Source organism: Azospirillum sp. A1-3 (assembly GCF_023806445.1).
Taxonomy (GTDB): Bacteria; Pseudomonadota; Alphaproteobacteria; order Azospirillales; family Azospirillaceae; genus Azospirillum.
The window spans coordinates 416,614-440,206 of the sequence record NZ_JAMSLU010000007.1; the positions used below are offsets into that span (position 1 = coordinate 416,614).

Annotated in this window: 22 protein-coding genes and 1 pseudogene; 18 read left to right on the forward strand and 5 right to left on the reverse strand. The window is 64.4% G+C overall.

Annotated elements, in window-relative coordinates; all coding sequences use genetic code 11:
* The first annotated feature begins 216 nt into the window (after window positions 1-216).
* Window positions 217-603 (forward strand): YkvA family protein, encoded by a 387-nt coding sequence (locus tag M5E06_RS32345; RefSeq protein ID WP_252141750.1) that lies wholly within the window; start codon window positions 217-219, stop codon window positions 601-603.
* Here the strand turns inward: M5E06_RS32345 and M5E06_RS32350 are convergent.
* Together M5E06_RS32350 and M5E06_RS32355 are read right to left on the reverse strand one after the other, a co-directional pair.
* The gene (locus M5E06_RS32350) at window positions 600-1,184 is read right to left on the reverse strand and encodes a D-glycero-alpha-D-manno-heptose-1,7-bisphosphate 7-phosphatase (RefSeq protein WP_252141751.1); all 585 of its coding nucleotides are present in this window, start codon (window positions 1,182-1,184) and stop codon (window positions 600-602) included. The two genes, M5E06_RS32345 and M5E06_RS32350, sit on opposite strands and share 4 nt — an antisense overlap.
* A 125-nt stretch (window positions 1,185-1,309) precedes the next feature.
* The gene (locus tag M5E06_RS32355; RefSeq protein ID WP_252141752.1) at window positions 1,310-2,482 is read right to left on the reverse strand and encodes an RNA-guided endonuclease InsQ/TnpB family protein; all 1,173 of its coding nucleotides are present in this window, start codon (window positions 2,480-2,482) and stop codon (window positions 1,310-1,312) included.
* Between the two features lie 611 nt (window positions 2,483-3,093).
* Between M5E06_RS32355 and M5E06_RS32360 the strand changes: the two genes are divergently transcribed.
* From M5E06_RS32360 to M5E06_RS32410, 11 genes are all read left to right on the forward strand, one after another.
* Window positions 3,094-4,551: a type II and III secretion system protein family protein gene (locus M5E06_RS32360; RefSeq protein ID WP_252141753.1), complete on the forward strand. Its 1,458-nt coding sequence runs from the start codon at window positions 3,094-3,096 to the stop codon at window positions 4,549-4,551.
* A complete protein-coding gene (locus M5E06_RS32365) occupies window positions 4,551-5,333 on the forward strand; it encodes a CpaD family pilus assembly lipoprotein (RefSeq protein WP_252141754.1) in 783 nt (260 codons plus the stop codon). Before M5E06_RS32360 ends, M5E06_RS32365 begins: the two co-directional genes overlap by 1 nt.
* A 7-nt stretch (window positions 5,334-5,340) precedes the next feature.
* Window positions 5,341-6,594: a CpaE/TadZ family protein gene (locus M5E06_RS32370; protein ID WP_252141755.1), complete on the forward strand. Its 1,254-nt coding sequence runs from the start codon at window positions 5,341-5,343 to the stop codon at window positions 6,592-6,594.
* 3 nt (window positions 6,595-6,597) lie between these two features.
* Complete coding sequence (locus tag M5E06_RS32375) at window positions 6,598-8,022, forward strand: TadA family conjugal transfer-associated ATPase (RefSeq protein ID WP_252141756.1); 1,425 nt, start codon at window positions 6,598-6,600, stop codon at window positions 8,020-8,022.
* Window positions 8,019-9,008, forward strand: coding sequence for a type II secretion system F family protein (locus M5E06_RS35970; protein ID WP_252141757.1), 990 nt, complete (start codon window positions 8,019-8,021; stop codon window positions 9,006-9,008). Before M5E06_RS32375 ends, M5E06_RS35970 begins: the two co-directional genes overlap by 4 nt.
* A gap of 15 nt (window positions 9,009-9,023) precedes the next feature.
* Complete coding sequence (locus M5E06_RS32385) at window positions 9,024-9,974, forward strand: type II secretion system F family protein (RefSeq protein ID WP_252141758.1); 951 nt, start codon at window positions 9,024-9,026, stop codon at window positions 9,972-9,974.
* 40 nt (window positions 9,975-10,014) lie between these two features.
* Entirely contained in the window at window positions 10,015-10,740 is a 726-nt protein-coding gene (locus M5E06_RS32390; RefSeq protein ID WP_252141759.1) for a Crp/Fnr family transcriptional regulator, read from the forward strand.
* Between the two features lie 168 nt (window positions 10,741-10,908).
* Window positions 10,909-11,094, forward strand: coding sequence for a Flp family type IVb pilin (locus tag M5E06_RS32395; protein WP_252141760.1), 186 nt, complete (start codon window positions 10,909-10,911; stop codon window positions 11,092-11,094).
* Between the two features lie 65 nt (window positions 11,095-11,159).
* Window positions 11,160-12,440, forward strand: coding sequence for a pilus assembly protein TadG-related protein (locus M5E06_RS32400; RefSeq protein ID WP_252141761.1), 1,281 nt, complete (start codon window positions 11,160-11,162; stop codon window positions 12,438-12,440).
* A 55-nt stretch (window positions 12,441-12,495) separates the two neighbouring features.
* The gene (locus M5E06_RS32405) at window positions 12,496-12,888 is read left to right on the forward strand and encodes a TadE family protein (RefSeq protein ID WP_252141762.1); all 393 of its coding nucleotides are present in this window, start codon (window positions 12,496-12,498) and stop codon (window positions 12,886-12,888) included.
* 7 nt (window positions 12,889-12,895) lie between these two features.
* Window positions 12,896-13,297 carry a TadE/TadG family type IV pilus assembly protein gene (locus M5E06_RS32410; RefSeq protein WP_252141763.1) on the forward strand — a complete coding sequence of 134 codons (402 nt, stop codon included), beginning with the start codon at window positions 12,896-12,898 and terminating at the stop codon, window positions 13,295-13,297.
* A gap of 10 nt (window positions 13,298-13,307) precedes the next feature.
* Here M5E06_RS32410 and M5E06_RS32415 read toward each other — a convergent pair whose 3' ends face one another.
* Window positions 13,308-13,742, reverse strand: coding sequence for a pilus assembly protein N-terminal domain-containing protein (locus tag M5E06_RS32415; RefSeq protein WP_252141764.1), 435 nt, complete (start codon window positions 13,740-13,742; stop codon window positions 13,308-13,310).
* 55 nt (window positions 13,743-13,797) lie between these two features.
* On the opposite strand from M5E06_RS32415, the gene M5E06_RS32420 reads away from it, so the two are divergent.
* The 5 genes and pseudogenes from M5E06_RS32420 to M5E06_RS32440 all read left to right on the forward strand — a co-directional run.
* Window positions 13,798-14,526, forward strand: a complete 729-nt coding sequence (locus tag M5E06_RS32420; protein ID WP_252141765.1) for a tetratricopeptide repeat protein — start codon at window positions 13,798-13,800, stop codon at window positions 14,524-14,526.
* Window positions 14,523-15,020 carry an A24 family peptidase gene (locus M5E06_RS32425; RefSeq protein ID WP_252141766.1) on the forward strand — a complete coding sequence of 166 codons (498 nt, stop codon included), beginning with the start codon at window positions 14,523-14,525 and terminating at the stop codon, window positions 15,018-15,020. Before M5E06_RS32420 ends, M5E06_RS32425 begins: the two co-directional genes overlap by 4 nt.
* A gap of 41 nt (window positions 15,021-15,061) precedes the next feature.
* On the forward strand, window positions 15,062-16,642 hold the full coding sequence (cpaB, locus tag M5E06_RS32430; protein ID WP_252141767.1) for a Flp pilus assembly protein CpaB: 1,581 nt from the start codon (window positions 15,062-15,064) through the stop codon (window positions 16,640-16,642).
* Between the two features lie 55 nt (window positions 16,643-16,697).
* Window positions 16,698-18,038: a tetratricopeptide repeat protein gene (locus M5E06_RS32435; protein WP_252141768.1), complete on the forward strand. Its 1,341-nt coding sequence runs from the start codon at window positions 16,698-16,700 to the stop codon at window positions 18,036-18,038.
* Between the two features lie 153 nt (window positions 18,039-18,191).
* Window positions 18,192-18,338 (forward strand): annotated as a pseudogene (locus M5E06_RS32440) (transposase); the annotation flags it as partial.
* A gap of 165 nt (window positions 18,339-18,503) precedes the next feature.
* On the opposite strand, the gene M5E06_RS32445 reads toward M5E06_RS32440, so the two are convergent.
* Window positions 18,504-20,096 carry a GlcNAc-transferase family protein gene (locus M5E06_RS32445; protein WP_252141769.1) on the reverse strand — a complete coding sequence of 531 codons (1,593 nt, stop codon included), beginning with the start codon at window positions 20,094-20,096 and terminating at the stop codon, window positions 18,504-18,506.
* A 92-nt stretch (window positions 20,097-20,188) separates the two neighbouring features.
* On the reverse strand, window positions 20,189-21,484 hold the full coding sequence (locus M5E06_RS35975; protein WP_252141770.1) for a calcium-binding protein: 1,296 nt from the start codon (window positions 21,482-21,484) through the stop codon (window positions 20,189-20,191).
* Window positions 21,485-21,548: 64 nt separating this feature from the next.
* On the opposite strand from M5E06_RS35975, the gene M5E06_RS32455 reads away from it, so the two are divergent.
* Window positions 21,549-23,219: a putative sodium/potassium/calcium exchanger gene (locus tag M5E06_RS32455; protein WP_252141771.1), complete on the forward strand. Its 1,671-nt coding sequence runs from the start codon at window positions 21,549-21,551 to the stop codon at window positions 23,217-23,219.
* Window positions 23,220-23,593 lie beyond the last annotated feature (374 nt).

The window sequence follows — 23,593 nt, forward strand, 5'->3', positions numbered from 1 at the left end:
TCCCGTTCGGGTGATCCCGGACATCCCGGTCCGGCGTGTTGAAATATCCGCTCCGGAGGATAGGATCGGCGGCATGAGCACGCACCGTTCCCCTCCCGACATCGACAAGCGCCTGAAACGGGCCGGCAGCCATCCGCATGGGAGGCCCCTTAGAGGCGTCGACGGGATCGTGGCCGGACGAGGCCGGTCCGGCGCCGGATGATACTCCCGGCGGCAATGGCAGCTGCGAAGACCTGGGCGGGCGCGATCAAGCGCGACGTGCTGGCCGTCTATCTGGCGGCGCGCGACCCGCGCACCCCCTGGCCTGTCCGCCTCCTGGCGATGGCGGTCGCCGCCTATGCGCTGAGCCCGATCGACCTGATTCCCGATTTCATCCCGGTTCTGGGCTATCTGGACGATCTGCTGATCGTGCCGCTCGGCCTCCTGCTGGTCGTCCGCCTGATCTCGCCGGAGCTTCTGGCCGAACACCGGGCCGCCGCGGCACGCCGATCCGCCCGCCCGGTCAGCGTCGCCGCCGCCGCGGTCATGATCGCCCTCTGGCTGGCGGCGGGGGCCTTTCTGTGGCGGTGGCTGGAGCCGTTGGTCGAAGGCTGGCTGTTCTAACCGCCCGCCGTCACGCTGTCCGTGGAGCGCGCCATGAGTCCGGCGACGATCCTGGCAACGACGGCGTCGAGGTCGCCGCCGCGGTAGAGCGTGCCTTCGATGCCCGCCCGCTGCGCCGCCTGCAGGTCGGTGTCGCGGTCGCCGATCAGGAAGCTGCCCTTCGGCTCCACCGGCCACTCGGCCATCGCCTGCAGCAGCATTCCCGGCTCCGGCTTGCGGCAGGCGCAGTCGGTCCGATAGGGGGGCTCACCATGCTCGGGATGGTGCGGGCAGTGGTAGAAGGCGTCGACATGGGCGCCGACGGCGTGCAGTTCCTGCTGCATCCAGCGATGCAGGGCCCGCACATGCTCCTCGCTGTAGAGACCGCGGGCGACGCCGGCCTGGTTGGTGACGACGAAGACCAGAAAGCCGGCATCGTTCAGCCGCTTCACCGCCTCTCTCGCCCCTGGCATCCAGGTGATCTGTTCGGGACGATGGGCGAAGCCGATGTCCTCGTTCAGCACGCCGTCACGGTCGAAGAAGGCGGCTCTGCGGCGATTGGCAGAGATGGTGTCCCGGGCTGGGGCGGACTCGTCGGGCATGCCGGTCTCCAAGAAGAAACACTCGTATCGTCGAAGCTCTACCGAACCGGTTCATCGACCGGATGGCGGAGGAACGGCCGTCCCCCGCCGGGGCCGGAGAGGCTCTGGCGTGACAACTCCGCCGGTTAAAGCGCGGCGGCTTCTCGGACAAGCTCCGCGGCACCCCGCTGGCTTGGTGTCCGAAGGCCGTGTCCCGGCCCCGTGGCGTGGCTGGCCCGCTGCAGGATGACCGTGGCTGCCGCAACGTCGCGGTCCATCATGCAGCCGCAGAGGCAGCGGTGGACCCGGATGTCGAGCGTCTTGGCGACCACGGCCCCGCACTGCGGGCAGGTCTGGCTGGTGCCGCGCGGATCGACCGCTTCCACCCGAGTGCCGGCGCTTGCAGCCTTGTACTCGAGGAAGGAACGGAGCTGGCCCCAGGCGGCGTTGTGAACGGACTTGGCGAGCATTGAGCGGGCCAGTCGCTCGACGCTCAGGTCTTCGAGGGCGATGAAGGCGTAGCGGTCGACCAGCGAGCGGCTGAGCTTGTGCAGGACGTCACGGCGCTGGTTGGCGGTGCGGGCGCTGTGCCGGGCCAGTCGCTGCTTGGCCTTGCGCCGGCGCTGGCTGCCCCGTTTGCAGCGGGACAGCGCGCGCTGGAGACGGCGCTGCGTCTTGGCGGCGCGCTTGGTCCACGGCGGCGTCGGCACCACCTCGCCGTCCGAGGTGGCAACCAGAGATGTCAGACCAACATCGATGCCGACGGCGGCGCCGTCGCGCTCCGCCACCGCCACATCCGGCACGGTGACCTGGAAGCAGACGGACCAGTGTCCGGCAGACCGCGACAGAACGGCGGCGCCGAGCTTGGCGCCCGGCGGCAACGGCCGGTGCCACTTGACCTTGATGTCGCCGAAAAGGCCGGTGAGCCCGAGGCGCCCGCTCTTGCGCAGCGTCAGGCCATCGCCGACGCGGAACTCGGCGCTGTCGAAGCGAGCCTTGGCCTGGAAGCGCGGGAAGCCGGCCTTGCCTTTCGCCTTGAGGCGACGGAAGAAGGCCTGGAAGGCCTTGTCGAGGCGGCGCAGGACCTGCTGCTGGGCGGAGAAGCTGTAGCCGGCCAGGCGCTCATCGGCGGCGCGGACGGCCTTCAGTTCGCCGGCTTGGTCGGTGTAGCGCAAGGTCTTGCGCCGGCGGCGGTAAGCTTCGATGCGTTGCTGCAGAGCGGCGTTGTAGAGGTCGCAGAACGCGCCCAGCATCGCTTCCATCCCGGCGACTTGTGCTTGGGTGGGATAGAGGCGGTATTTGTAGCTGAGCACGGACATGCGATGAGTTTACCTGTCGTTCCCGGTTCGTTCAACTCTCGATCTTCGGCCTGCGGCCGACCAGCTTTCCTCCGCCGCCTCAAGGCGACGGTCCCCAGCCGGATCACCTGATGGTGCCGGACGTGTTGGCGGCCCGAGCCGCGCCCCCCCGTCCGCCAACAAGACTGACAGCCTGATGCAGCATGGGTGCAGGGGGTCTTTCTTTCACTGCTGTCGGAGGCAGGAGCGGGGTTTGGCAGGGTCTCTTTTCTAAGGTGAAGATCCGCTTGGCGCCGGCCTTGTCAACCCGGATGTCGCCTGCCGTCCAGGATGATCGGTCGGAGGGGCCGAGAGGGCATGGTGTGGGGCTCTCCGTAGCCGTCCAATTAACACTGACGGTCGTGCAGCCAAGGAGCTCCCCCACCCCTTGTTGCAAAGCCTGGCCATACCCGAACGGGGCAGACAGTTGCGGGAGAAAAAATACAGAATACTGTTACAAAATAGAGATTAAAAAGAGACAAGCTTACCCAACAAGGCATGGCGTTGCCGACGATGTTAACCGGATTGAAAGCATAGGAAACCTAGGTTTTGACGTGAAAAGCGACCCAATGGCAAATCCTTGGTGGACAACCGTGCACAAGACCTCTTCAATCAAGAATGATATTCTTGATATTCGGACCCGATGGTCTTCTGTGTCGGCGGCTTTGCAAACGCTTTGGTTGCTTGGCGCACTTGTGCTTCTGGGATCGGCACCGGGCCATGCTGCAACATCAGCGGTGACTGCCCCGGCCCCAATCGCTCCGGTGGCGGGCGAGCGGCATCTTGAGCTGACCACCACCAAGGCGGTTCTCATCGCGCTGCCCAGCGATGCCAAAGATGTGTTGGTCGCCGATCCGAGCGTTGTTGACATTGTCGTCAAGACGCCGCGCGTGGCCTACCTGATCGGGCTGAAGACCGGCGACACCAATGCCTTTTTCCTGGATGAGTCCGGCAAGCGCATTCTGTCTTTGGACATTCGGGTCGACAAGGATTTGACCGCGCTGCGCAAGGCGATCACCGAACTGGTCCCCAATGCGGCGATCGCCGTCAGGTCGGTCAACGGCGACATCGTCTTGTCTGGCGAGGTGCCGTCCTCCGAGGCCGCGGAGAATGCCCAGCGGCTGGCCCGCCGCTTTGTTACCAGCGATGCTGGCGTGGTCAATCTGCTGCGGGTCGGCCGGCCGGAGCAGGTGCTGATCCAGGTGCGGGTGACCGAGATGCGGCGCAGCGTCGCCAAGAAGCTTGGCATCAGTCTGCTTGGCACGGACCAGGGCAGCGGCGGGTTCCGCAGCGGGGCTGCACGCGGGTCGGCACTGTTCAACGACCGCTTCGCCCAAGCCGTCGTCACCGGCAACATCGGCGGATTTTTGAACCTTCAAGCGATGATTGAGGCGCTGGAGGCCGATGGCTATGTCAAGACGCTGGCTGAACCCAATTTGACCGCGATGTCGGGGGAGTCGGCCAATTTTCTGGCTGGTGGCGAGTTCCCGGTTCCGGTGGCGCGCGACGACCAGGGCCGCATCACCCTGGAGTTCAAGCCGTACGGCGTCAGCTTGAAGTTCACCCCCGTCGTGTTGGAGGGCGGACAGATCAGCATGCGCATCGGCACAGAGGTCAGCGCAATTTCCTCCGATGGTGCCTTCGTGTTGGCCGACACCCAAATCCCGGCTCTGACCGTCAGGCGGGCGGAAACCACGGTGGAAATCCCCAGCGGCGGCAGTCTGGTGCTGGGGGGCTTGCTGCGCAACGACGCGTCCAACCAGCTGCAAGGGGTGCCGGGCTTGTCCGAGTTGCCAGTGATCGGCTCGCTGTTCCGCAGCAATGCGTTTCAACATGATGAATCCGAACTGGTCGTCATCGCCGTCCCCTACATCGTCCGGCCGACCAAGCCTGGCCGGCTGACCGAGCCGGTGAAGGGCTTCCGGCCGGCCGGCGACCTCGACCGCTATTTTCTCGGCAAGCTCTATGAGCGCTATCCAGCGGCCCCGCACCCGGCTCCCCAGCGTTCCGGTGCCGGCGAGGTCGGCTATATCTTGGATTGGAGCCATTGATGGGCCGCTCCTTTTTCCGGTCGTTGCGCCGGTTGCCGAGCGTGACGACGGCTTTGCTGCCTCTGGCGTTGCTGGCGGCCTGCGCTGCGTCCCCCGCCCCACCCGACAGGGCGGCCAGCGCGCAGAATGGGGCCGTCCTGGTCAGGCGTGAGGAGCAGCGGCTTTCTCTGGATGTGGCCGCATCCGGTGCGGTTCAACGGAGCGAGAGGGCGGGGCTGCCGGCCTTTCTGGCCTTGTGGCGGGATGAGGGCTGGGGGCCTTTGGTCATCGAACCCCCACCGTCCCTGCCCCCGGTATCGCGTGAAAGGCTGCATGCGGATCTGGCAGAGCGGGCGCGCCGGGCCGGTGCTGACGGAAACAGGATTATGCTGGCACCGTCCGGATCGCCTGCCCAGCCGACTGCGCTTGAGGGCAGCATCTCTGTGGACGGACAGGGGGCTGCTCCGACCCATCTCAGCCCCGACCGCGTCGCCAGGCCCGCCGATGGCAAGGTCTGGCTGCGCTTCGACCGGGCGGTGGCGCTACTGCCCGCGTGCGGGCCAGACCGCTTCAGCTACGGCCAGTCAGCCGACACCACGGCCTCCAGCTTCGGCTGTGCCACCCGTCGCAACCTGGGGGCCATGGTCGCCAACCCTGCCGATCTCGTCGAGCCAAGCCTGGACGGCAGCGTCAATGCGTCCCGCGGGGCGGCGGCGATTGCCAACCACCGCCGGGGAGCCGCCCCTGCCGCCGATGGAGCGGCCGGCGGCGGGGCATCCTCTGGACTTGGCTTGCAACAGTGAGGCGGTCATGCTGCGCACCCAAGCCCACTGCTTCTTGACCACGACCGCCACCGAAGCGGCGATGGCGGCGGCCTTCCAGGACCGGCGGCTCGCCCGGCTCGTGCCGACGCTGCTGCCCGGCGGCTTCGCCGCTGCCGAGGCGCGCTACGCCCATGAGCCCTCGCCCCCGCTGATCATCATCGAGACCGACGCAGACAGCGGCGAAGACTTGCCGGGGCGGGTTGTCCGCCTGGCCGAGTGCTGCGACGCCGGGTCAAACCTGATCCTGCTGGGCACTGCCAACGACATTGATCTCTACCGGCGGCTGCGCCGCCAGGGGGTGGCTGATTACCTGCGTCTGCCATTGGAGCCGGCACGGGTGGTGGAGGCGGTGCAGGAGCTGTTCGATGACCCGGCCCGTGCCGCCCGCGGCAAGGTGGTGGCCATCATCGGTGCCAAGGGGGGATGCGGTGCCTCGACCATCGCCTGCAATCTGGCGCATATGCTGGCCAACGTGTCGGATGGCGATGCCCTCCTCGTCGACCTGGACCTCGCCTTCGGGGCTGGCGATTTGATGGTCAACATCGACACCAGTGTCGGCGTGCGCACCGCGCTGGGCGAGGCCGAGCGGATCGATGATCTGTTTCTCCAGCGGGTCGCTGTGCGCTATGACGAGCGTCTGCAGCTTTTGGCCTCCCCGGTCGCCCTTGAGGATGAGGGGCGCATCGACCCGGATCGTCTGGAGATCATGGTCGAGGCCCTGCGGGCCCAGGCGCGCTGGGTGGTGCTCGATCTGCCGCATCAGTGGACCGCTTGGGGACAACGCGCGTTGCGCATTGCCGATACGGTTGCGGTGGTGGCGCCGCTCGATTTGCCGGGATTGCGCAACACGCGCAACCTGATGGACTGGTTGAGCGCCGAGCGGGCGGAAGCCACCTCACACCTGCTTGTGATGGGTGGTGGAGCGGCGCCCATGATTGAAGTGGCGGAGTTCCTGCGCACGCTTGGGCTGACGGCGACAGCCCAGCTGCCCGAGGATCGCGACGCGCTGCGCGTCGCCTCCAGTGCCGGGAAGATGATTGCCGAGGTGCGCCCGCGTTCGCGCCTCTCGCTTGCCCTGCGTGACTATGCCAACCTTCTGGTCGCCCAACTGGCCCCCAATCCGCGCTTGGCCACGGCGGCGTCAGCCAGCCATCTGGGCGGTTCTTTGCGGTCCGCTCGCCCGTTTGGCTGGCTGCTGAGCCGCCTGTCCGGCCGGCGCGCCGGCGGCATGGGGGGCTGAGCCATGTTTGGCCGGCGCACCACCCCACCCGCCCCCGGCCAAGCGGCGGGTGTTCCAACAATGCCTCTTACCAAGCCGATGGCTGTGGTGCCTGCGGTTGTCGCTCCAACGCCGGAGCATGCTGGTGAGCGTGGGACCGACCGGCCCTCGCCTGCTGCCGGTGACGGTTATTACGAAATCAAGACCAGGGTGTTCGAGGCTCTCCTCGATACCATTGATCTGGCGGAGCTGAGCCGGCTGGACGGCACCACAAAACGCGATGAGCTCGGCGACATCTGCCGCGAGATCATCCACGTCAAGGGCTACGTCCTCAGCCCCTCCAAAGAGGAGGAGCTGGTCGACGACATCTGCAACGATGTGTTGGGTCTGGGGCCGTTGGAGCCGTTGCTTGGGCGCGACGACATCTCCGACATCATGGTGAACGGCGCCGACAAGGTCTACATCGAGGTCGATGGCCGCATCGAGCTGACACCGATCCGGTTCCGCGACAACGCTCAATTGATGAATGTCTGCCAACGCATCGTCAGCGCGGTCGGTCGCCGCGTCGACGAGGCCAACCCAATTTGCGACGCCCGGTTGATGGACGGCTCGCGTGTCAACGTGATCGCCCCACCTTTGGCGCTCGACGGTCCTACCTTGACCATCCGCAAATTCAAACGAGAAAAGCTGACACTGGACAAGCTGGTGGAGTTCGGCTCGGCCTCGCCCGCCTGCGCCACGGTGCTGCGCATCGCCGGAGCCAGCCGCTGCAACGTGCTGATTTCCGGTGGCACCGGGTCGGGCAAGACGACGCTGCTGAACTGTCTGACCCGCTATATCGATCCTGGCGAGCGCATCGTCACCTGTGAGGACGCTGCCGAACTGCAGCTGCAACAGCCCCACGTCGTCCGGCTGGAGACCCGGCCGAAGAATTTGGAAGGGGTGGGTGAGGTGACCATGCGTGAGCTGGTGAAGAACTGCCTGCGCATGCGCCCGGAACGCATCATTGTCGGTGAGGTGCGCGGGCCGGAGGCTTTCGACCTTTTGCAGGCGATGAACACCGGCCATGACGGGTCGATGGGCACGTTGCACGCCAACTCCCCGCGCGAGGCGACCAGCCGCCTGGAAAACATGATTGCCATGGGTGGCTTCAGCCTGCCGGTCCGGGCGGTGCGCGAGCAGATCGCCTCGGCCATCGACCTGATCGTCCAGGCCGCGCGTCTGCGTGACGGCACACGCAAGATCACGCACATCACCGAGGTGATGGGCATGGAGGGCGACGTGATCGTCATGCAGGATCTCTTCGTCTACGAGTTCCTTGGCGAGGATGACCGCGGCCGGGTCGTCGGCCGTCACCGTCCCACCGGCCTCAGGCCGCATTTCATGGAAAAAGCCCGCTATTTCGGCCTTGAGCGAGAGCTGTTCGCCGCGCTGGAGGAGGGGGCGTGACGGGGGCCGACCTTTGGCTCATCCTGCTGCTGGCCACCATGCTGGGTGTGGTCCTGCTTGTCGGGCTTGCCAACCGGCGGGCAACCGGCGGCCGTGCCGGCATGCGCCGGCGGTTGAAAACATTGGGGGTGGCCTTCGCCCGTACAGCGGCCAGCCGTGCCGGTGCCGGCGACAGCACGGCACGGCGCCAGCTGATCCAGGGCAAATTGCGCGAACTGGAACGCCAGCGGCAGCGCTCCCGTCGCAACACGCCGCGCCAACTCCTGCTGCAGTCGGGCATGCCGCTGACGTTGCGCGGCTTTGCTCTCGGCAGCGCAGCGGCGGCGGCAGCGGCGGGCGGGCTGCTGGCTCTGGCCGGGCTGGCGCCGTTTTTGTGCCTGCTCAGCGCCGCCGGGGTCGGGCTTTTGCTGCCGCGGCTGGTGCTGCGTGCTGTCGTGCGCCGTCGCCAAGCCCGCTTCACCCGGCATTTTGCCGATGCGCTCGACATCATGGTGCGCGGTGTTCGGTCCGGCTTGCCGGTGGGCGAATGCCTGCGCATCGTCGCTCGGGAATCGCCTGATCCGGTCGGACCGGAGTTTCAGCTCTTCACCGAAAGCCAGCGGCTGGGGATGACGCTGAAGCAGGCGCTGGACCGGGCGGTGGAGCGTATGCCGGTGACCGAGCTGCAATTCTTCTCCATCGTGCTGCAGGTCCAGCAGCAGACCGGCGGCAACCTTGCCGCCACGCTCGACAACCTGTCGGGTGTTCTGCGCGGGCGCAAGCGGCTGCTCGACAAAATCCAGGCGATGTCCTCGGAAGCCAAGGCCTCGGCCATGATCATCGGAGCCCTGCCTTTCCTGGTCTGCGGCGGCTTGTGGCTGGCCAATCCCGAGTATATCGCCCTGCTGTTCACCCAGCGTCTTGGCACCGTCATGCTCGGCGGGTGCGGAGTCTGGATGCTGATCGGCATCGCGGTCATGCACAAGATGATCCATTTCGAGCAATAACGGAGTCGGCAGCCGATGGATGTTTTGCCGGATCCAACCTTGGTCATTGCGGGGCTTGCCGCCCTGGCGGTCGGGCTGGGCGCGGCTGGGTTGCTGCTGCCCTACCTGCGCCCCGACCCGCTGGCTGGTCGGCTGAAGGCAGCTGGCCAGCGCCGGCGCGAGCTGCGTGCCCACCAGTTGGAGGTGCAGCAGCGCCGCTCCAAGCTGCGGCGCGACCAAACCCCCGTTCTGCGCCGCTTGGTCGACACGCTGAAGCTGCGTGAGGCCTTGGCTGGCGATCGGGTCCGGCAGCGGCTGGTCCAGGCCGGCTGGCGCGGTCCCAATGCCCTTGCGGTCTACCTGATCGCCCGGCTGGCGGGACCCGTGCTGTTCGGCGGACTGGCCGCAGCGCTGCTGTATGGCGGCGGCCTGTTCGACCTGGGCCCGGTGGCCCGCCCCCTGGCGGTTGCCACGGTGGCGCTGTTCGCCTTTGCCTTGCCGGCGATCTTGACCACCAATGCGATCCAGCGCCGGCATATGGCGTTCGCCGCCGCCTTTCCCGATGCGCTCGATCTGCTGCTGATCTGCGTGGAGTCGGGTCTGTCGCTGGAGGGGGCCTTCAGCCGCGTCGCCCAGGAGCTCGGACAGGCCACACCGGTGATGGCCGAGGAGTTCGAGCTGACCACGGCCGAGCTGGCGTATCTGACCGACCGGCGCCAAGCGCTGGAGAACTTCCACATTCGTGTCGGGCTGCCAGCGGTCAAGGCTGTGTGTACCACCATGATCCAGGCAGAAAAATATGGCACCCCACTCGCTCGCGCCTTGGCTGTCGCGGCTCAAGACGGCCGTGACAGCCGCATGGCGGCGGCGGAAAAGAAGGCGGCTGCATTGCCCGCCAAGCTGACCGTGCCGATGATCGTGTTCTTCCTGCCCGTCCTGTTCGTCATCATTCTGGGGCCGGCGATCATCCAGGTGATGATGCAATGACGCCCAGTTTTCCCCGCAACCGGCCCCAGAGTGTCCAGCCATGCAGATCTTGACCCATGAACCCGGCCGCTCCCGTTGGAGCTTGTTCGCCAGCAAGCTGCTGGCTGGCCTGCCGGACGAGGCCATTCGCGATCTGGAGGCCGCCTGCGTCTGGTACCGGTGTGAACCGGGGGGTATTGTCCTGGATGCCGAACAGCGATTGGATGGTGTCTATTTCATTGCTGAGGGCACGGTGCGCATTTTCCACCGGCTGGAAGGAAAGCGCGAGATCAACTTCGCCCAATTCGGACCTGGAGACGCCTTTGGCGAGTTGTCGGCCATCGATGGTCAGGGCAAGACGGCCGACGCCATCGCCGTCAATGCCGCGGTGATCGCCGTCTGCCCGCAGCCGGTCTTCCGCGAGATTCTGGTCACCCATCCGTCATTGGCGCTGCGCCTGCTGGAAAAACTGGCGGCCATCATTCGCAAGTCCGACGCCCGCATTGCCAATCTGGCCGCCATGACCGGTCCGCAGCGCGTTTATGCCGAGCTGCTGCGGCTGGCAACGCCTGATATTGAGCGGTTGGGGCGCTATGTCATCGAGCCGGCCCCCTACCATCGTGACATCGCTGCCTGGGCTGGCACCACGACCGATGTCGTTGCCCGCGCATTCGGACATTTGATGAAATCCAACCTAATGCAACGCCAAGGTGCGGCTCTGATCCTGAATGATCGTGACCGCATTAATGTGCTGACGCGCATCTCAACCGAAGAGGGGGTCGATTGATACGAATGAAGAAATAAATTCTTGCCAAATCCGACTTGATCGTTACAGTGACAAATTGAAGATAAAATTTAGATCAGTACTTATAAACATCAATATATTAGCTAACTAAGAATTAACGAATTCAGGGTAACACTTTTTTCAGGTTAATCCCTGACTGCGGAGATTGTCATGGCCAAGCTCTTTTTTGCCGCCTCGGCGCTGGTTGCCCTCAAGGACCGTCGTGGCGCCACCGCCATCGAATATGGACTGATCGCTGCCGGCGTCAGCGTTGTCATCGCCGCCACCGTCTGGCTGATCGGCGGCAACCTCAGCACCATCTTCACCGGCATCAAGGATGCCCTGGTCAAGCCCTGAGGCCGACGCGTCCATCAGGATTGGCCACTCCACGGCAACGGGTGAGCACGAGGCTGGACGGCGCCATGGTGGTTACGGTGAGGACTTCCCTTGCGCGCGACCGCCGTGGCGCCGTGGCCATCCTGTTCGCTTTGGCCATGCCGGTGCTGATCGGCTTTCTCGCCCTCGGCACGGAGGTGGGCGTCTGGTACCTCGAGCGGCGCCAGATGCAGACCGCTGCCGATATGGCCGCCATTGCCGGGGCGTATGAACGGCTGGCGGGCAGCGATGACGAGGTTGCGACCGCGGAGCAGGAGGCGGCGCATCTCGGCTTCTCGTCGGCGGACGGGCGCACCACGGTTGCGGTCAATTGGCCGCCGACGCAGGGCACAGCTGCCGAAGACGATGCGGCGGTCGAGGTGGTGATCACCCGCACCCGTGCCTTGTTGTTTGCTGCCATGTTCTCTGCCGATCCGGTGGCAATCTCGGTGCGGGCAACCGCGCGGATGGACGGCACCAGCACCGCCTGTGTGTTGGCGCTGGATCCCACGGCTTACCGGGCGGTGGATGTCACGGGCACCGCCGACTTGTCGATGCCGACCTGCACGCTGGCGGCCAATTCGACCGATGCCGAGGCCATCGCCATTCGCGGCAACGCCGATGTGGAGGCGCTGACCTTGACGACGTCTGGCGACTATGCTGTGTCGGGGTCCGGCACGCTGACCACCGGCACACCACCGCGCACCGGCGTTCCGCCGCTGCTTGATCCTTATGCCGACCGCCCATTGCCGCCGGGGTCCCCCTGCACCCAGACAAGCTATCAGCGCACCCAGAGCAGTCCGGTCACGATCGCTCCCGGGCGCTATTGCTCAGGCATGAGCTTTGGGGCGCAATCCGTTGTCGATTTCTCCCCCGGCACGTACGTCGTCGACGGCGGCAGCGTGACCATCAACGCAGGAGCGACGCTGAGCTGCAGTGGGTGCACCGGCGGTCAAGGAGTGACGATCGTGTTGACCGGATCGGGCAGCGACTACGCGACCGTGCGCATCAACGGCGACGCCACCATCACGCTGGCAGCCCCCACCTCCGGGAGCTATGCCGGCTTGTTGTTCTTCCAGGACCCTGCGGCTCCCAGTGGCGGCTCCAACCTCTTCAACGGCGGTGCCGCCATGTCCCTGACAGGAGCGCTTTATTTTCCAAACCAGTCGATCGCCTTCCGCGGCAACACCGCCAGCGCCAAGAGCAGCTGCACGCAGCTGGTGGGTCGGCTGGTCAGTTTCACCGGAACCGCATCGATCGGCAGCAATTGCGACGACACTGGGGTGGAGACCATCAATGCCGGTGGCACGATCCGCTTGGTGGATTAGGCGCGTTGCCCGCCTCTTCCCAAGCGCCCGCCTCGGGCGATGTGGAAGCGTTGCGGTGGAGGCGGCCCTGCTGATGCCTGTCGTCCTGTTCATGCTGGCCGGCATCGCTGATTACGGCGATGCCGCACGGGCGCGCATGGCGCTCGTCAGTGCAGTGCGCTCGGGCCTGCAATACGCCACCCACCACAGCGCCGACCCGTCTCGGGTGGAGTTGGCGGTGCGCGGTGCGCTGACCGGTGCTCCCGATGACATCAGCGTTGCCGTCGCCCAGAGCTGTGAATGCCCGGATGGGAGCGACGTCTCCTGCACCGGGACCTGCGGCGCGGGCGAGCGCCGGCGCGCCTTCGTCTCGATCGCTGTCGAACAGCAGCATGCCACGCTGATGACATGGCCCGGGATCGACAATCCGACGATCTTGAGGGCATCGGCCCGGGTCCGCATCCAATGAGGTTTTCATGGTCCCCTGCCCTGCCCGTCTCCACCGCCTGGACCGGCGCGGCACTGCCGCCGTGGAGTTTGCACTGCTGGCCCCGTGTTTGTTGCTGCTGCTCGTCGGCACAATTGAAATGGGCCGGGCCTTTTGGATCGGCAGCACCCTGCAGTACGCCGCCGATGAGACCAGCCGCTACCTCATGGTCCATAGCGACGCCAGCAACACCGACGTCACCGCCTATGCGCTGGGCAAGCTGGTTGGCGTCGATCCAACCCAGGTCACCATCGATGTCGAGCGCGAGACGGTGGATGACGTTGACTTCATCACGGTGCGCACGCGCTACACCTTCGCCGTTTTGTCCTCGTTGCTGCCGACCGCCAGCACCCCGCTGGAAGGCCGCGCGCGCACCCCGCTGCTGGAATGAGGCGGGCCGTTCACCGGGCAGGGGCTGCCGAGGGCGAGGGGCTGCCGGTCGGAGCCGACGCTGTGGTTGGGTCAGCGGCCGCACAGACCGGGGCACAGGTCAGCTGGCTTTCCGTTCCGCCGCGATGGACGGTCACCGTCCAGCGGCGGTCCTGGCCCACCACCACAGTGGTGTCGAGCAGCCGCTCGCCCGCTTTGGAGAGCACCACCAAGCTGGTGCTGCCGGGACGTTTGCCGATCACCGCCAGCCGGCGGGGATCGATCGGCACCACATCGGCCACGGCGGGGTTGGCCACCAGTACGGTGCCGATCTCGCCGGTCAGATCAAGCGGCTTCAGCCGGTCTTGACCGAGATGAGTGATGGCCTGTGCCAGGGCTGGGGAGGCCGTCAGCAGGATGGCCGCTGCAAAAAAACCGCGGCTTCGGGAAAACATGGTGTTAAGCATCCCTTGATCCTCTCGCCCTACCGTGGCGGTCCGCTTCCGTTATGGATCATCAATCATGCTCTCGGTTAAAAAACCTTTGGGTGCCGGCCGCGCACGCGGCGTTCGCCTGGTGTTGGCCGGGGCCGCCTTGACGCTGCTTGCCGGCTGCGAAGGGATGGGCTCCCCCTCGTCCTTGCAGGCCGGAACCAACATTGACCGCTACCTGCAATCGGCCGCCCGCAGTGCAGAGATTGCCGGCAATGATCAGGCAGCCGCGGCCCACTATCGCGCTCTGCTGGATGGGCAGCCCGGCGATAAGGCCACCACGCTGGCGCTTGTTCGCAGTCTTGGCCGCAGTGGCGACACCGCCGAAGCGGTTGAACGGCTGCGCACCGCCCTGGCGGCTTCCGGCCCTGACGCTGATCTGCTCGTCGAACTGGGCAAGCTGTCCATCGCCGACGGGCGTGCGGCCGACGCGCTGGAGCCGCTCGAGCAAGCAGCGCGGCTGGCACCGTCCGCCGCCGATCCTGAGCACGCTCTTGCCATTGCCAACGACCGGCTCGGGCGTTATGCGGCGGCCGCGGTCCATTACGACAAGGCGCTGAAACGCAGCCCCGGCGATGCCGTCTTGCTCAACAACTATGCCATGTCCAATGCGCTTGCCGGGCATTTGGCGCAAGCGCAAGCGCTGCTGAACCGGGCGGCCGCCCTTCCCGGTGCGCCGGCACAGGTGCGCGCCAATCTCGCTTTGCTGGCGCAGCTGGAGGCCGCCGGCACGGCGGACGGCGGCGGAGAGGCGCCATGACCCTGCCCCTGCTGCTCCAGGCGCTGCTGGTGCTGACGGTGGTGGTTGCGATGCTGTGGGATGTCGCCACGTTGGAGATCCCGGACACCGTTTCTGTGGTGCTGGTCGCTGCCTTTCTCACCGGCGCCGCGGCAGTGGGGATTGGCTGGACGGTGCTGCTGGCACATGCGACGGCCGGGCTGGCGTTGTTTGCGGTTGGCGTGGCGTTGCACCGCTTCGGCATCTGGGGCGGCGGGGATGTCAAGCTTGCGGGTGCATTGGCGCTGTGGTTCGGCTGGGCCGGGATGCCGTCCTGGCTGCTGGCGGTGTCGTTGACAGGCGGTGGTCTGGCGCTCGTCCTGCTGGGGCTGCGGCGGATGGGGGTTCCGGCGGGAGCGCCCGCCTGGATCGCCAGGCTGGGTCGTGACGGCGAGGGCATCCCTTATGGCGTGGCGCTGGGGGGTGGGGCGCTTGTGAGCTGTGGTGCGGCGTTTGGCGTCTGGGCGCCCGCCTGACGGTTGTGAAAGGTGGCATGATGGCGCGATGGATCCTCCTGATGGCTGCCGTGGTCGCCAGTGTGGCGGCGGTTTTGCTGACGCGAAGCTACCTGTCGGGCCGCGAGCGCCAGCTTCAAGCCGAGCACACGGTGACGACGACGGAGGTTCTGGTGACCGCCACCGGTCTGGAGGTTGGCCAGACCGTGTCAGAGCGGACATTGACCTGGCAGCGTTGGCCCAGCGACAATCTGCACCCGCGCTATGTCACCCGCGACAAACAGCCCGACGCCATCCACCGCCTGACGGGGGCGGCGGCCCGCCAGCCCCTGTTTGCCGGCGAGCCGGTAACCGACGCCAAGCTGGTCAAGCGCGAGGGGGCCAGTGTGCTGGCGGTTGCTTTGCGGGAGGGGTTTCGCGCCGTCACCATCCGGGTGGACGAGGCGCAGGGCTTGGCCGGTTTGGTGCGGCCGGGCGATCAGGTGGATGTGATCCTGACCCATAAGCTGGCGTTGCCTGGTGAGGTCGAACGGAGCGAACGCGAGGTTGCCGAGATCATTGCCGGCGCCGTGCGTGTGTTGGGGGTCGGTCAGGACATCAAGAATGCCGACGACAAAAGCAAGGTTGCCAAATCGATCACCCTTGAGGTGACGCCGGCCCAAGCAGAGGCCGTGGCGCTCGGCCGTGTGCTGGGCAGCTTGTCCTTGTCATTGCGCAGTGCCTTTGCCGATGCCGGACAGCCGGATCGGCCGCATGCCTACACCAGCGCCGATGACATCTCCGCCGCCTTGCGGGAGCAGCGGCGAAGCGGACCGGTCATGCTGGTGGCCGCCCGGCCATTGCCGGCAGGCAGCTTGCTGGCCGAGTCTGACATTGTCTGGGCTCCTGCCACCGCCGACGCGGATCCGGAAGCGGTGTTCGTGCAAGACCGCGTCCGTCCTGCCGGGCTGCGTGGTGCGTTGCTCACGCAAGCCGCGCTGGAAGGCGAGCCGATCTTGCGCCGCCAGATCGTCCGGCCGTCGGAGGCACGCTTCATCCCCCTGGCGCTGCACCCCGGCCATCGGGCGGTCAGCGTTGCTATTGCCGCCAGCACTGCGGTGAGCGGATACATCGCCGCCGGCGACCGGGTAGACGTGATCTTCGTCGATGATGTTGAGGATCGGTCGCCGGACGCCCGGTTGCCCAAGCGCAGCTGGAGCGAGACCGTGGCCCTGGATGTTCGGGTTCTCGCCATCGAGAGCAGCTTCGACGCCAAGTCGCAGCAGCCCAAAGTCGGCAGCACAGCAACGCTGGAGACCACCCCGGGCCAGGCGGAGGCAATTGCGCTTGCGGCCAGCATGGGCAAGCTGTCGCTGTCGCTGCGCCCGATGGATGCCGAGACAGTGGCGGTGGCAACAGGCGGCGCCTCTGCAAACGGCGCTGGACCTGGCAGTGTCAGTCCGGCCACGGCGGTGCCGATCAAGCCATTGCGCCCAGACCAGCGTCTCAGCGGCTTTACGGTGGACCGCAGCATGAGCCACGGTCTGGATGCCATCGTCCGGGGCAGTGACCGGGCTGACAGCGTCGTGATCTACCGCGGAACCACTCCCTCCATCGTCCCCCTCCGCACTCCTGTGTCCCCCCCACCCTCTCCGGGCTCTTGACGATGCCGAAGCCGGCCTCAGACGCGGTCGCGCTGGAGTGCGTGCTTGAACACCTATGCTCATCCTTGCGAGGGCAGGCGCGCCCGGCCAAATCAGCCTGACCGCCTCGGCCAACGGACCTTCCACAGTGATCACACTCGTCGACCTCGAACAGTCAATCGATCGCAGCGACGTGCTGTTCTGCACAGTCGTCACCCGTTCGCATTTGTCCCAAGCCTGGGTGCTGCGCCAAGCCATGCGGCGGCATCACCCTGAAGAGCCATTTTGTATTCTTGTTGTTGATGCTGTTGCTGAGGATACCCTTCCAGAAAAGATCCAGTTTGACGTCCCCCTCATTCGTCTTGATGATCTGATGACGCCAAACATTGCCGACATGACGATTTACTATTCAGCCTATGAATTATGCGGAAACATCAAGCCGTATTTTTTGCTTTACCTTTTCGGCAAAACGCGAGCCCGCAAGATCATCTACCTTGATTCCGATCTGTTCGTTACCAGCCCTTTATGGACCGCCAGCGCAATCCTCGACACCCACGACGTCACTGCAGCCCCCCACAGCTTATCCCCAATTCCCGATGACGGGCGCGAGCCCAGCGATCTCACCATCGCCGCCAATGGCGCCTACAACACCGGCTTTCTGGGCTTCCGCCGGACGGCCAAGGGTCTGGATTTGCTGGGCTGGATGGCAGAGCGTGTCCACCGCCGTGGCTTCAACGCCTTTTCACAAGGGATGTTCTGCGAGCAGAGATTCTTTAATCTTGGTGTAACCTTTCTCAAGGAGCGGTTTCAGCCCGTCACGCTTGAGAGTTACAATGTGGGCTATTGGAACTTGCATGAGCGCGTGATCACGCGGCGGCCTGGCGGGTACTTCGCCAACGAGCAGCGTGTCGTGTTTTTTCACATGAGCGGGTTCAGGTTGGATAACCCCGATCTTCTCTCTATTTATGACGAGCGCCACAATCTCACAACCTATCCGCAAGCCGCGGTTCTGCGCCATCTCACGAGCGAGTACCGGGCTCTGTTTGCTGATGTGCCCTTTCCCGCCCACAGCGGCTACCGGTTTGACACCCACAAGGGCCAACAGCTCACCCCAGAGATGCGGCGGCACTATCACCAGCATGGTGTTCTGCCTGGTGTGGTGTCGATGGAGGATGCCTTAAAGGCGGCACGACAGCATGAGAATGCTGGTCAGCTGGACAAAGCCGCGCAGATCTATGCGGCGATCCTCCAGAAAGCCCCCCGCACCAGTGCTGCCCTCCTTGGCTATGCCGGTGCCGTCGCGCAGCTCGGCAGACGAACCCAGGCTCGTCAGATCCTCCATCAGCTGCTTGCTCTCACCCCGGACCACAGGGAAGCAAAACGCCGATTGGCGCTCCTGGAGCAGCACGACGAGTGAGGGTACTATCGCCTTAGCCGGGACAATTCATGAGGGGTGGCGGGTGTAGCGTCCTCCGTTGAGCGGCCGTAGGATTTGGGTGCTGACGTCAACTCCTGCCGTTTCCGAAGCGCCCACCCGCCATGGTTGATCATACCCTGCCTCTGCCCGGCCTATCACCCGTTGCGGCTGCGCTTGGTGAAGATCGGCGCGCGCATCGTGGAGATGAAGACGCAGATTAAGGTGCATCTGCCGACCAACGCGCCCGATCAGGCGATCATCCACCTCGCCCTCGGCCGCCTGCCGCGGCTCATCTGCTGAGCACCGGGGCAGCGTGCCCCAGCCCTCACCCAATCCCCTCCACCATCAACTCCGCCACCGTCACGCCGCCGTCAGCGCGGCGGCGGCGACGCACGCCTATGCAGCCCCACGTCGAGCATCTCCACGCGGCGACCAGATCGCTCGCCACCCTGGTGACAAAGACGGCTAGCTGGCGTGCCGGCCGAAATTCATAGGCAGATCGTCCAAAGCCCAAACGCCGAGTGCTTTGCTTGAGTTTGCCAACTCCTCCGACAGCAACAGCCTTGGAGCTGGCATGTTGAATGGGTTGGCTGTGAGCTTAATCGGGCGCCACCCGCCGACGCGGATAACGTCATTCCGCCCGTTGGGAAATGTGGTGGTAATCAAATACCGGGCACCGCTCGCCTTGAATCGATACAGCGCCATCTGAACAAGATCATCAGGTAGGTGCGTCAGGCAATCACGGCAGATGATTGCGTCCGCTTCTGGTAAGGTGTCGAACGAAATATCGGCAATGTTGAAGAAATGATTTTTGCGATCACCGTAGCGGCGACGCAGATCTTCGATAATTCCCTCAACAACATCAAATCCAAAGTAATGCTTTAGGTCCCCCGTAATCAGATGCATCCAATTGAGGTCACCACATCCCGCATCAATCAGGGTGCGTACACCGAGAAAACGCAACAGACTTGGCAAGCGGTCGCGCAGAACTTGTGTCTGCATCAAAGTAGATCCTTGACCGCTGCGTGCTTCCCCCCTTCCCCAACTCTGATTTCTCCAAATGGTTGAAAATACATCGATGGAACGCTTGCGGCGCTCTTCCGGTTTTAATGCAGCTTCGATCTGCTCGAAGCTCTTGCCATTGATCAACCGTTTGGCAAAGTCGATCTTGGCGAAAGCTTCATACTCTTCAAAGCGGCGCCGTGCGCCCAGGCCAAAACGCTCGATTTCCTGTAGAACTGCAGAGTCCTGACACTCTTCCATTCTTAAAAGAGCCCGAACACGCGCATAAGCCCGCTTGCTCAGCGTTTCCCACTCGGCGTCATCATCCCAATGGCGACGACGGCCTGGGCGCTTGGTGTAGTCATGCCATGCGACAACTCGGTTCGGCACAAAGATGTCCCATCCCGACGTCCACAGCCTGACCGCCAGCGTGATTTCCTCACCTTGAAAATAAAGATAAGGATCGTAGGGGACCTCTTCGATGATTGTTGCAGGACCGAACAGCAGTCCGGCTGCGACATAGGGGGTGGGTTGTGGCATGGTTGGCGCATCTTTGATTGCGACAGCCGTGCTCCGAAACATCAAAACGCCATTCGTATCGAAATGCTTCGGCAGAATGGTTGCAACTGTTTCAGGAGCCAGTTCATTTGGTGGAACATAGGCTGGCGGATAGGTCGACAGCAGCGCCCGCTCTGATGGGCATGCCGCCAACATCTCCAGCAAATGCTCATCCCAACCGACGGCAAAGCGCATATGGCTGTCAATCTGCAGGACATAATCCTCGCCTTGCCACAGCCGCTGTACCTGATGGCGTGCCCAGCAGGCTCCTTTGCTATCGCGTGCATGGTATTCCAACACCCGGCACTGTTCAGGCCGTGTTTTTACTTGGAAACAATCATCATCATCACCAGGCACGAACTGCCAGCAGATTCCGACAAAAATCCTGTCAGGAAAGGTCGCCTTCTCGAAGAGGTCCTTCACAGTCCACTGACACTCAAAATCTCGATAGCTAGCAATGGATACAAAAATACTTGACCGCTTCTGTGAATTGTTCAAAAGAAATCTCCACGTCTGATAATTTAATCCCAGCGCAGCTTTGCTATAATCCGGGAAACCACTTCAGCAAATGCCTTTCGCAACATCAGATTTTACCATTCAATTCTCTCAACGCCATTCACATCGACGCTCCCATGCTCAGTTATGATTGCTACATGCTTGCCAGTAACGTCAATGGAGTGTTCATTATGGTTGGGGAAGTAAGCCTGGTTATCGATTTCGAGCACCCATCCTCCACCACTCAAACTACCCGACGGCGCGCCCATGCTGACTTCGATCATATCCGTCCATGCTCCGGCTCCGCCATCAATGGTGCTGTCTCCGGTGACACCGTCCAAGATGAATAGGTCATTGCCGGCATCGCCATAGACTTGCTCTCCGGCTTCCATGGTTCCCAGTAGAAGATGATCGTCACCGCCACCGGCATGGACGAGATCTGCTCCAGAGCCACCGATCAGGGTGTCTGCCCCCTTGCCGCCGACCAACGTGTCATTGCCCGCGCCACCGTCTAGGACGTCGCCATTGTAGTCGTCTGCGACACGGAGAAGATCGTTGCCCACACCGCCAATCAGCGTGTCATTGCCATAGCCGCCATCGAGGGTGTCGTTTCCATCACCACCATCGAAGGCATCGTTGCTCCAGTAAGATCCGCCTTCGGAAAGGCTGTCGTCTCCGGCACCACCAATCAATGTGTCATTGCCATCGCCGCCATAGAGGCTGTCATTGCCGCCGCCACCATCGATCCAGTCGGCGCCGCCATTGCCATAAACCGTATCTTCACCGCTACCGGCGGTGACGCGATCATTGCCACCTCCAGCAATGATCATGTCATTGCCAGACCCGCCATCGACCGTGTCGTTGTTCTCTCCGGCATCGATCCAATCATTACCGGCACCGGCATTAATGATGTCGCTGCCAGAGCCAGCGATGACGCTGTCATTGCCAGACCCGCCATCCAGCAGGTCATCCACGCCACTGCCGATCAGCGTGTCATCGCCGCTGCCGCCATACAGCGTATTGGAATCCGTGCCACCGTCGAGATAGTCGTTGCCCATCCCGCCATAAAGCAGATCGTGGTTGCTGCCGCCAAGCAGCGTGTCATTCCCGGTGCCACCGCACAGCGTGTCGTCTTCGCTTCTACCATCCAAGTAGTCATCACCGGAACCGCCGGACAGCACATCGCTTTGTGCGCTGCCATAGAGACGATCGTTTCCTGAGCCACCATAGAGGGTGTCGTTGCCCCAGTCGCCGTTCAGAACGTCGTTGCCAGCACCGCCATCGATCACGCCGCCGCCGCCGCCACTGCTGATGGTGTCGCTCCCGCCACCGCCATTGAGGGTTTCGGCACGCCAGTCACCGACGATGATGTCGTTGGTGCCGCTCTTCACCTCCGCAGCTTCTCGCGCTTGCTCCCCATACACCGGGCAGCCATTCACATCTGGAACCCCGTCATTGTCCGGAGTTGAGGTGGAGGGCGGCTCTGTCGAAGGCGGCTCCGTCGACGCCGGCTCTGTCGACGCAGGCTCTGTCGAAGGCGGCTCCGTCGAGGGCGGCTCTGTCGACGCAGGCTCCGTCGACGCCGGCTCTGTCGAGGGCGGCTCTGTGGAGGGCGGCTCTGTCGACGCAGGCTCTGTCGACGCAGGCTCCGTCGAGGGCGGCTCCGTGGAGGGCGGCTCCGTCGACGCAGGCTCCGTGGACGCCGGCTCTGTCGAGGGCGGCTCTGTGGAGGGCGGCTCCGTCGACGCCGGCTCTGTCGACGCAGGCTCTGTCGAAGGCGGCTCCGTGGACGCCGGCTCTGTCGACGCAGGCTCCGTCGACGCCGGCTCTGTGGAGGGCGGCTCTGTGGAGGGCGGCTCTGTCGACGCAGGCTCCGTCGAGGGCGGCTCTGTCGACGCAGGCTCTGTCGACGCAGGCTCTGTCGAAGGCGGCTCCGTCGAGGGCGGCTCTGTGGAGGGCGGCTCTGTCGAAGGCGGCTCTGTCGAAGGCGGCTCTGTCGATGCAGGCTCCGTCGACGCAGGCTCCGTCGAAGGCGGCTCTGTGGAGGGCGGCTCTGTCGAAGGCGGCTCTGTCGATGCAGGCTCTGTGGAGGGCGGCTCTGTGGACGCCGGCTCCGTGGACGCCGGCTCCGTGGACGCCGGCTCTGTCGAAGGCGGCTCCGTGGACGCCGGCTCTGTCGAAGGCGGCTCCGTCGACGCCGGCTCTGTGGAGGGCGGCTCCGTCGATGCAGGCTCCGTCGACGCAGGCTCCGTCGACGCAGGCTCCGTCGAGGGCGGCTCCGTCGACGCAGGCTCCGTCGAAGGCGGCTCTGTCGAAGGCGGCTCTGTCGATGCAGGCTCTGTGGAGGGCGGCTCTGTCGATGCAGGCTCCGTGGACGCAGGCTCTGTCGACGCAGGCTCCGTCGAGGGCGGCTCCGTCGACGCAGGCTCCGTCGACGCAGGCTCCGTCGAAGGCGGCTCTGTCGAAGGCGGCTCTGTCGAAGGCGGCTCTGTCGATGCAGGCTCCGTCGACGCAGGCTCCGTCGAAGGCGGCTCTGTCGAAGGCGGCTCTGTCGATGCAGGCTCTGTGGAGGGCGGCTCTGTGGACGCCGGCTCCGTGGACGCAGGCTCTGTCGATGCAGGCTCCGTCGAAGGCGGCTCTGTCGAAGGCGGCTCTGTCGATGCAGGCTCCGTCGACGCAGGCTCCGTCGAGGGCGGCTCTGTCGATGCAGGCTCCGTGGACGCCGGCTCTGTCGAAGGCGGCTCCGTCGACGCAGGCTCCGTCGAAGGCGGCTCCGTGGACGCAGGCTCTGTCGATGCAGGCTCCGTCGAAGGCGGCTCTGTGGAGGGCGGCTCCGTCGAAGGCGGCTCTGTCGATGCAGGCTCCGTGGACGCAGGCTCTGTCGACGCAGGCTCCGTCGAGGGCGGCTCCGTGGACGCCGGCTCCGTGGACGCCGGCTCTGTCGAAGGCGGCTCTGTCGACGCCGGTTCTGTCGAGGGTGGCTCTGTCGAGGGTGGCTCTGTCGATGCAGGCTCTATCAACGAAGTGCGTTTAGCCCTAAAGGGGGACTCAGTCGTCGAATCCGACTCAGAAATCGAGGGAAATACCGAAGCTGTGTTAGCTGCTACAGCGAAGCTGTCGCTGTAAATAGTTTCAGTTTGCAAGGCACCAGCAGTTATTAAATCATCGGCGCCACGGTAATCGGTTTGCACATAGCCCAGCGTATCATCGGGCCGTTGCAACACAATTTCGTTAGCCTCGTGGATCACTCCCCCTAAACGTTGGGAGTCTACCTGCTGAAGAAGCGTCAGGTCATCAAGGATCTGCCGATCATCCACCGCCGGCCTTTGTCCCGAACCCGTCTCCTCAGCCATCGCATCACTCCACACGAAAGAGGCAAAACCGCCCCCTCTGGTCAGGCAGCATCCTCCTTTCTAGCTTAAGCACTTGCTAGTGATAAGAAACAACCTGTGATTAGTTTTTCCTGCCCCTACACGAATTGTGACAAAGGCCGGGCCTCA

What these genes read in the sequence shown, in the direction of transcription:
- M5E06_RS32435 (WP_252141768.1), top strand. Translation starts at nt 16,698, where the DNA reads ATGCTCATCCTTGCGAGGGCAGGCGCGCCCGGCCAAATCAGCCTGACC.
- M5E06_RS32355 (WP_252141752.1), bottom strand. Translation starts at nt 2,482, where the DNA reads ATGTCCGTGCTCAGCTACAAATACCGCCTCTATCCCACCCAAGCACAA.
- M5E06_RS32345 (WP_252141750.1), top strand. Translation starts at nt 217, where the DNA reads ATGGCAGCTGCGAAGACCTGGGCGGGCGCGATCAAGCGCGACGTGCTG.
- M5E06_RS32420 (WP_252141765.1), top strand. Translation starts at nt 13,798, where the DNA reads ATGCTCTCGGTTAAAAAACCTTTGGGTGCCGGCCGCGCACGCGGCGTT.
- M5E06_RS32400 (WP_252141761.1), top strand. Translation starts at nt 11,160, where the DNA reads ATGGTGGTTACGGTGAGGACTTCCCTTGCGCGCGACCGCCGTGGCGCC.
- M5E06_RS32395 (WP_252141760.1), top strand. Translation starts at nt 10,909, where the DNA reads ATGGCCAAGCTCTTTTTTGCCGCCTCGGCGCTGGTTGCCCTCAAGGAC.
- M5E06_RS32385 (WP_252141758.1), top strand. Translation starts at nt 9,024, where the DNA reads ATGGATGTTTTGCCGGATCCAACCTTGGTCATTGCGGGGCTTGCCGCC.
- M5E06_RS32365 (WP_252141754.1), top strand. Translation starts at nt 4,551, where the DNA reads ATGGGCCGCTCCTTTTTCCGGTCGTTGCGCCGGTTGCCGAGCGTGACG.
- M5E06_RS32390 (WP_252141759.1), top strand. Translation starts at nt 10,015, where the DNA reads ATGCAGATCTTGACCCATGAACCCGGCCGCTCCCGTTGGAGCTTGTTC.
- M5E06_RS32350 (WP_252141751.1), bottom strand. Translation starts at nt 1,184, where the DNA reads ATGCCCGACGAGTCCGCCCCAGCCCGGGACACCATCTCTGCCAATCGC.
- M5E06_RS32370 (WP_252141755.1), top strand. Translation starts at nt 5,341, where the DNA reads ATGCTGCGCACCCAAGCCCACTGCTTCTTGACCACGACCGCCACCGAA.
- M5E06_RS32415 (WP_252141764.1), bottom strand. Translation starts at nt 13,742, where the DNA reads ATGCTTAACACCATGTTTTCCCGAAGCCGCGGTTTTTTTGCAGCGGCC.
- cpaB (WP_252141767.1), top strand. Translation starts at nt 15,062, where the DNA reads ATGGCTGCCGTGGTCGCCAGTGTGGCGGCGGTTTTGCTGACGCGAAGC.
- M5E06_RS32425 (WP_252141766.1), top strand. Translation starts at nt 14,523, where the DNA reads ATGACCCTGCCCCTGCTGCTCCAGGCGCTGCTGGTGCTGACGGTGGTG.
- M5E06_RS32410 (WP_252141763.1), top strand. Translation starts at nt 12,896, where the DNA reads ATGGTCCCCTGCCCTGCCCGTCTCCACCGCCTGGACCGGCGCGGCACT.
- M5E06_RS32375 (WP_252141756.1), top strand. Translation starts at nt 6,598, where the DNA reads ATGTTTGGCCGGCGCACCACCCCACCCGCCCCCGGCCAAGCGGCGGGT.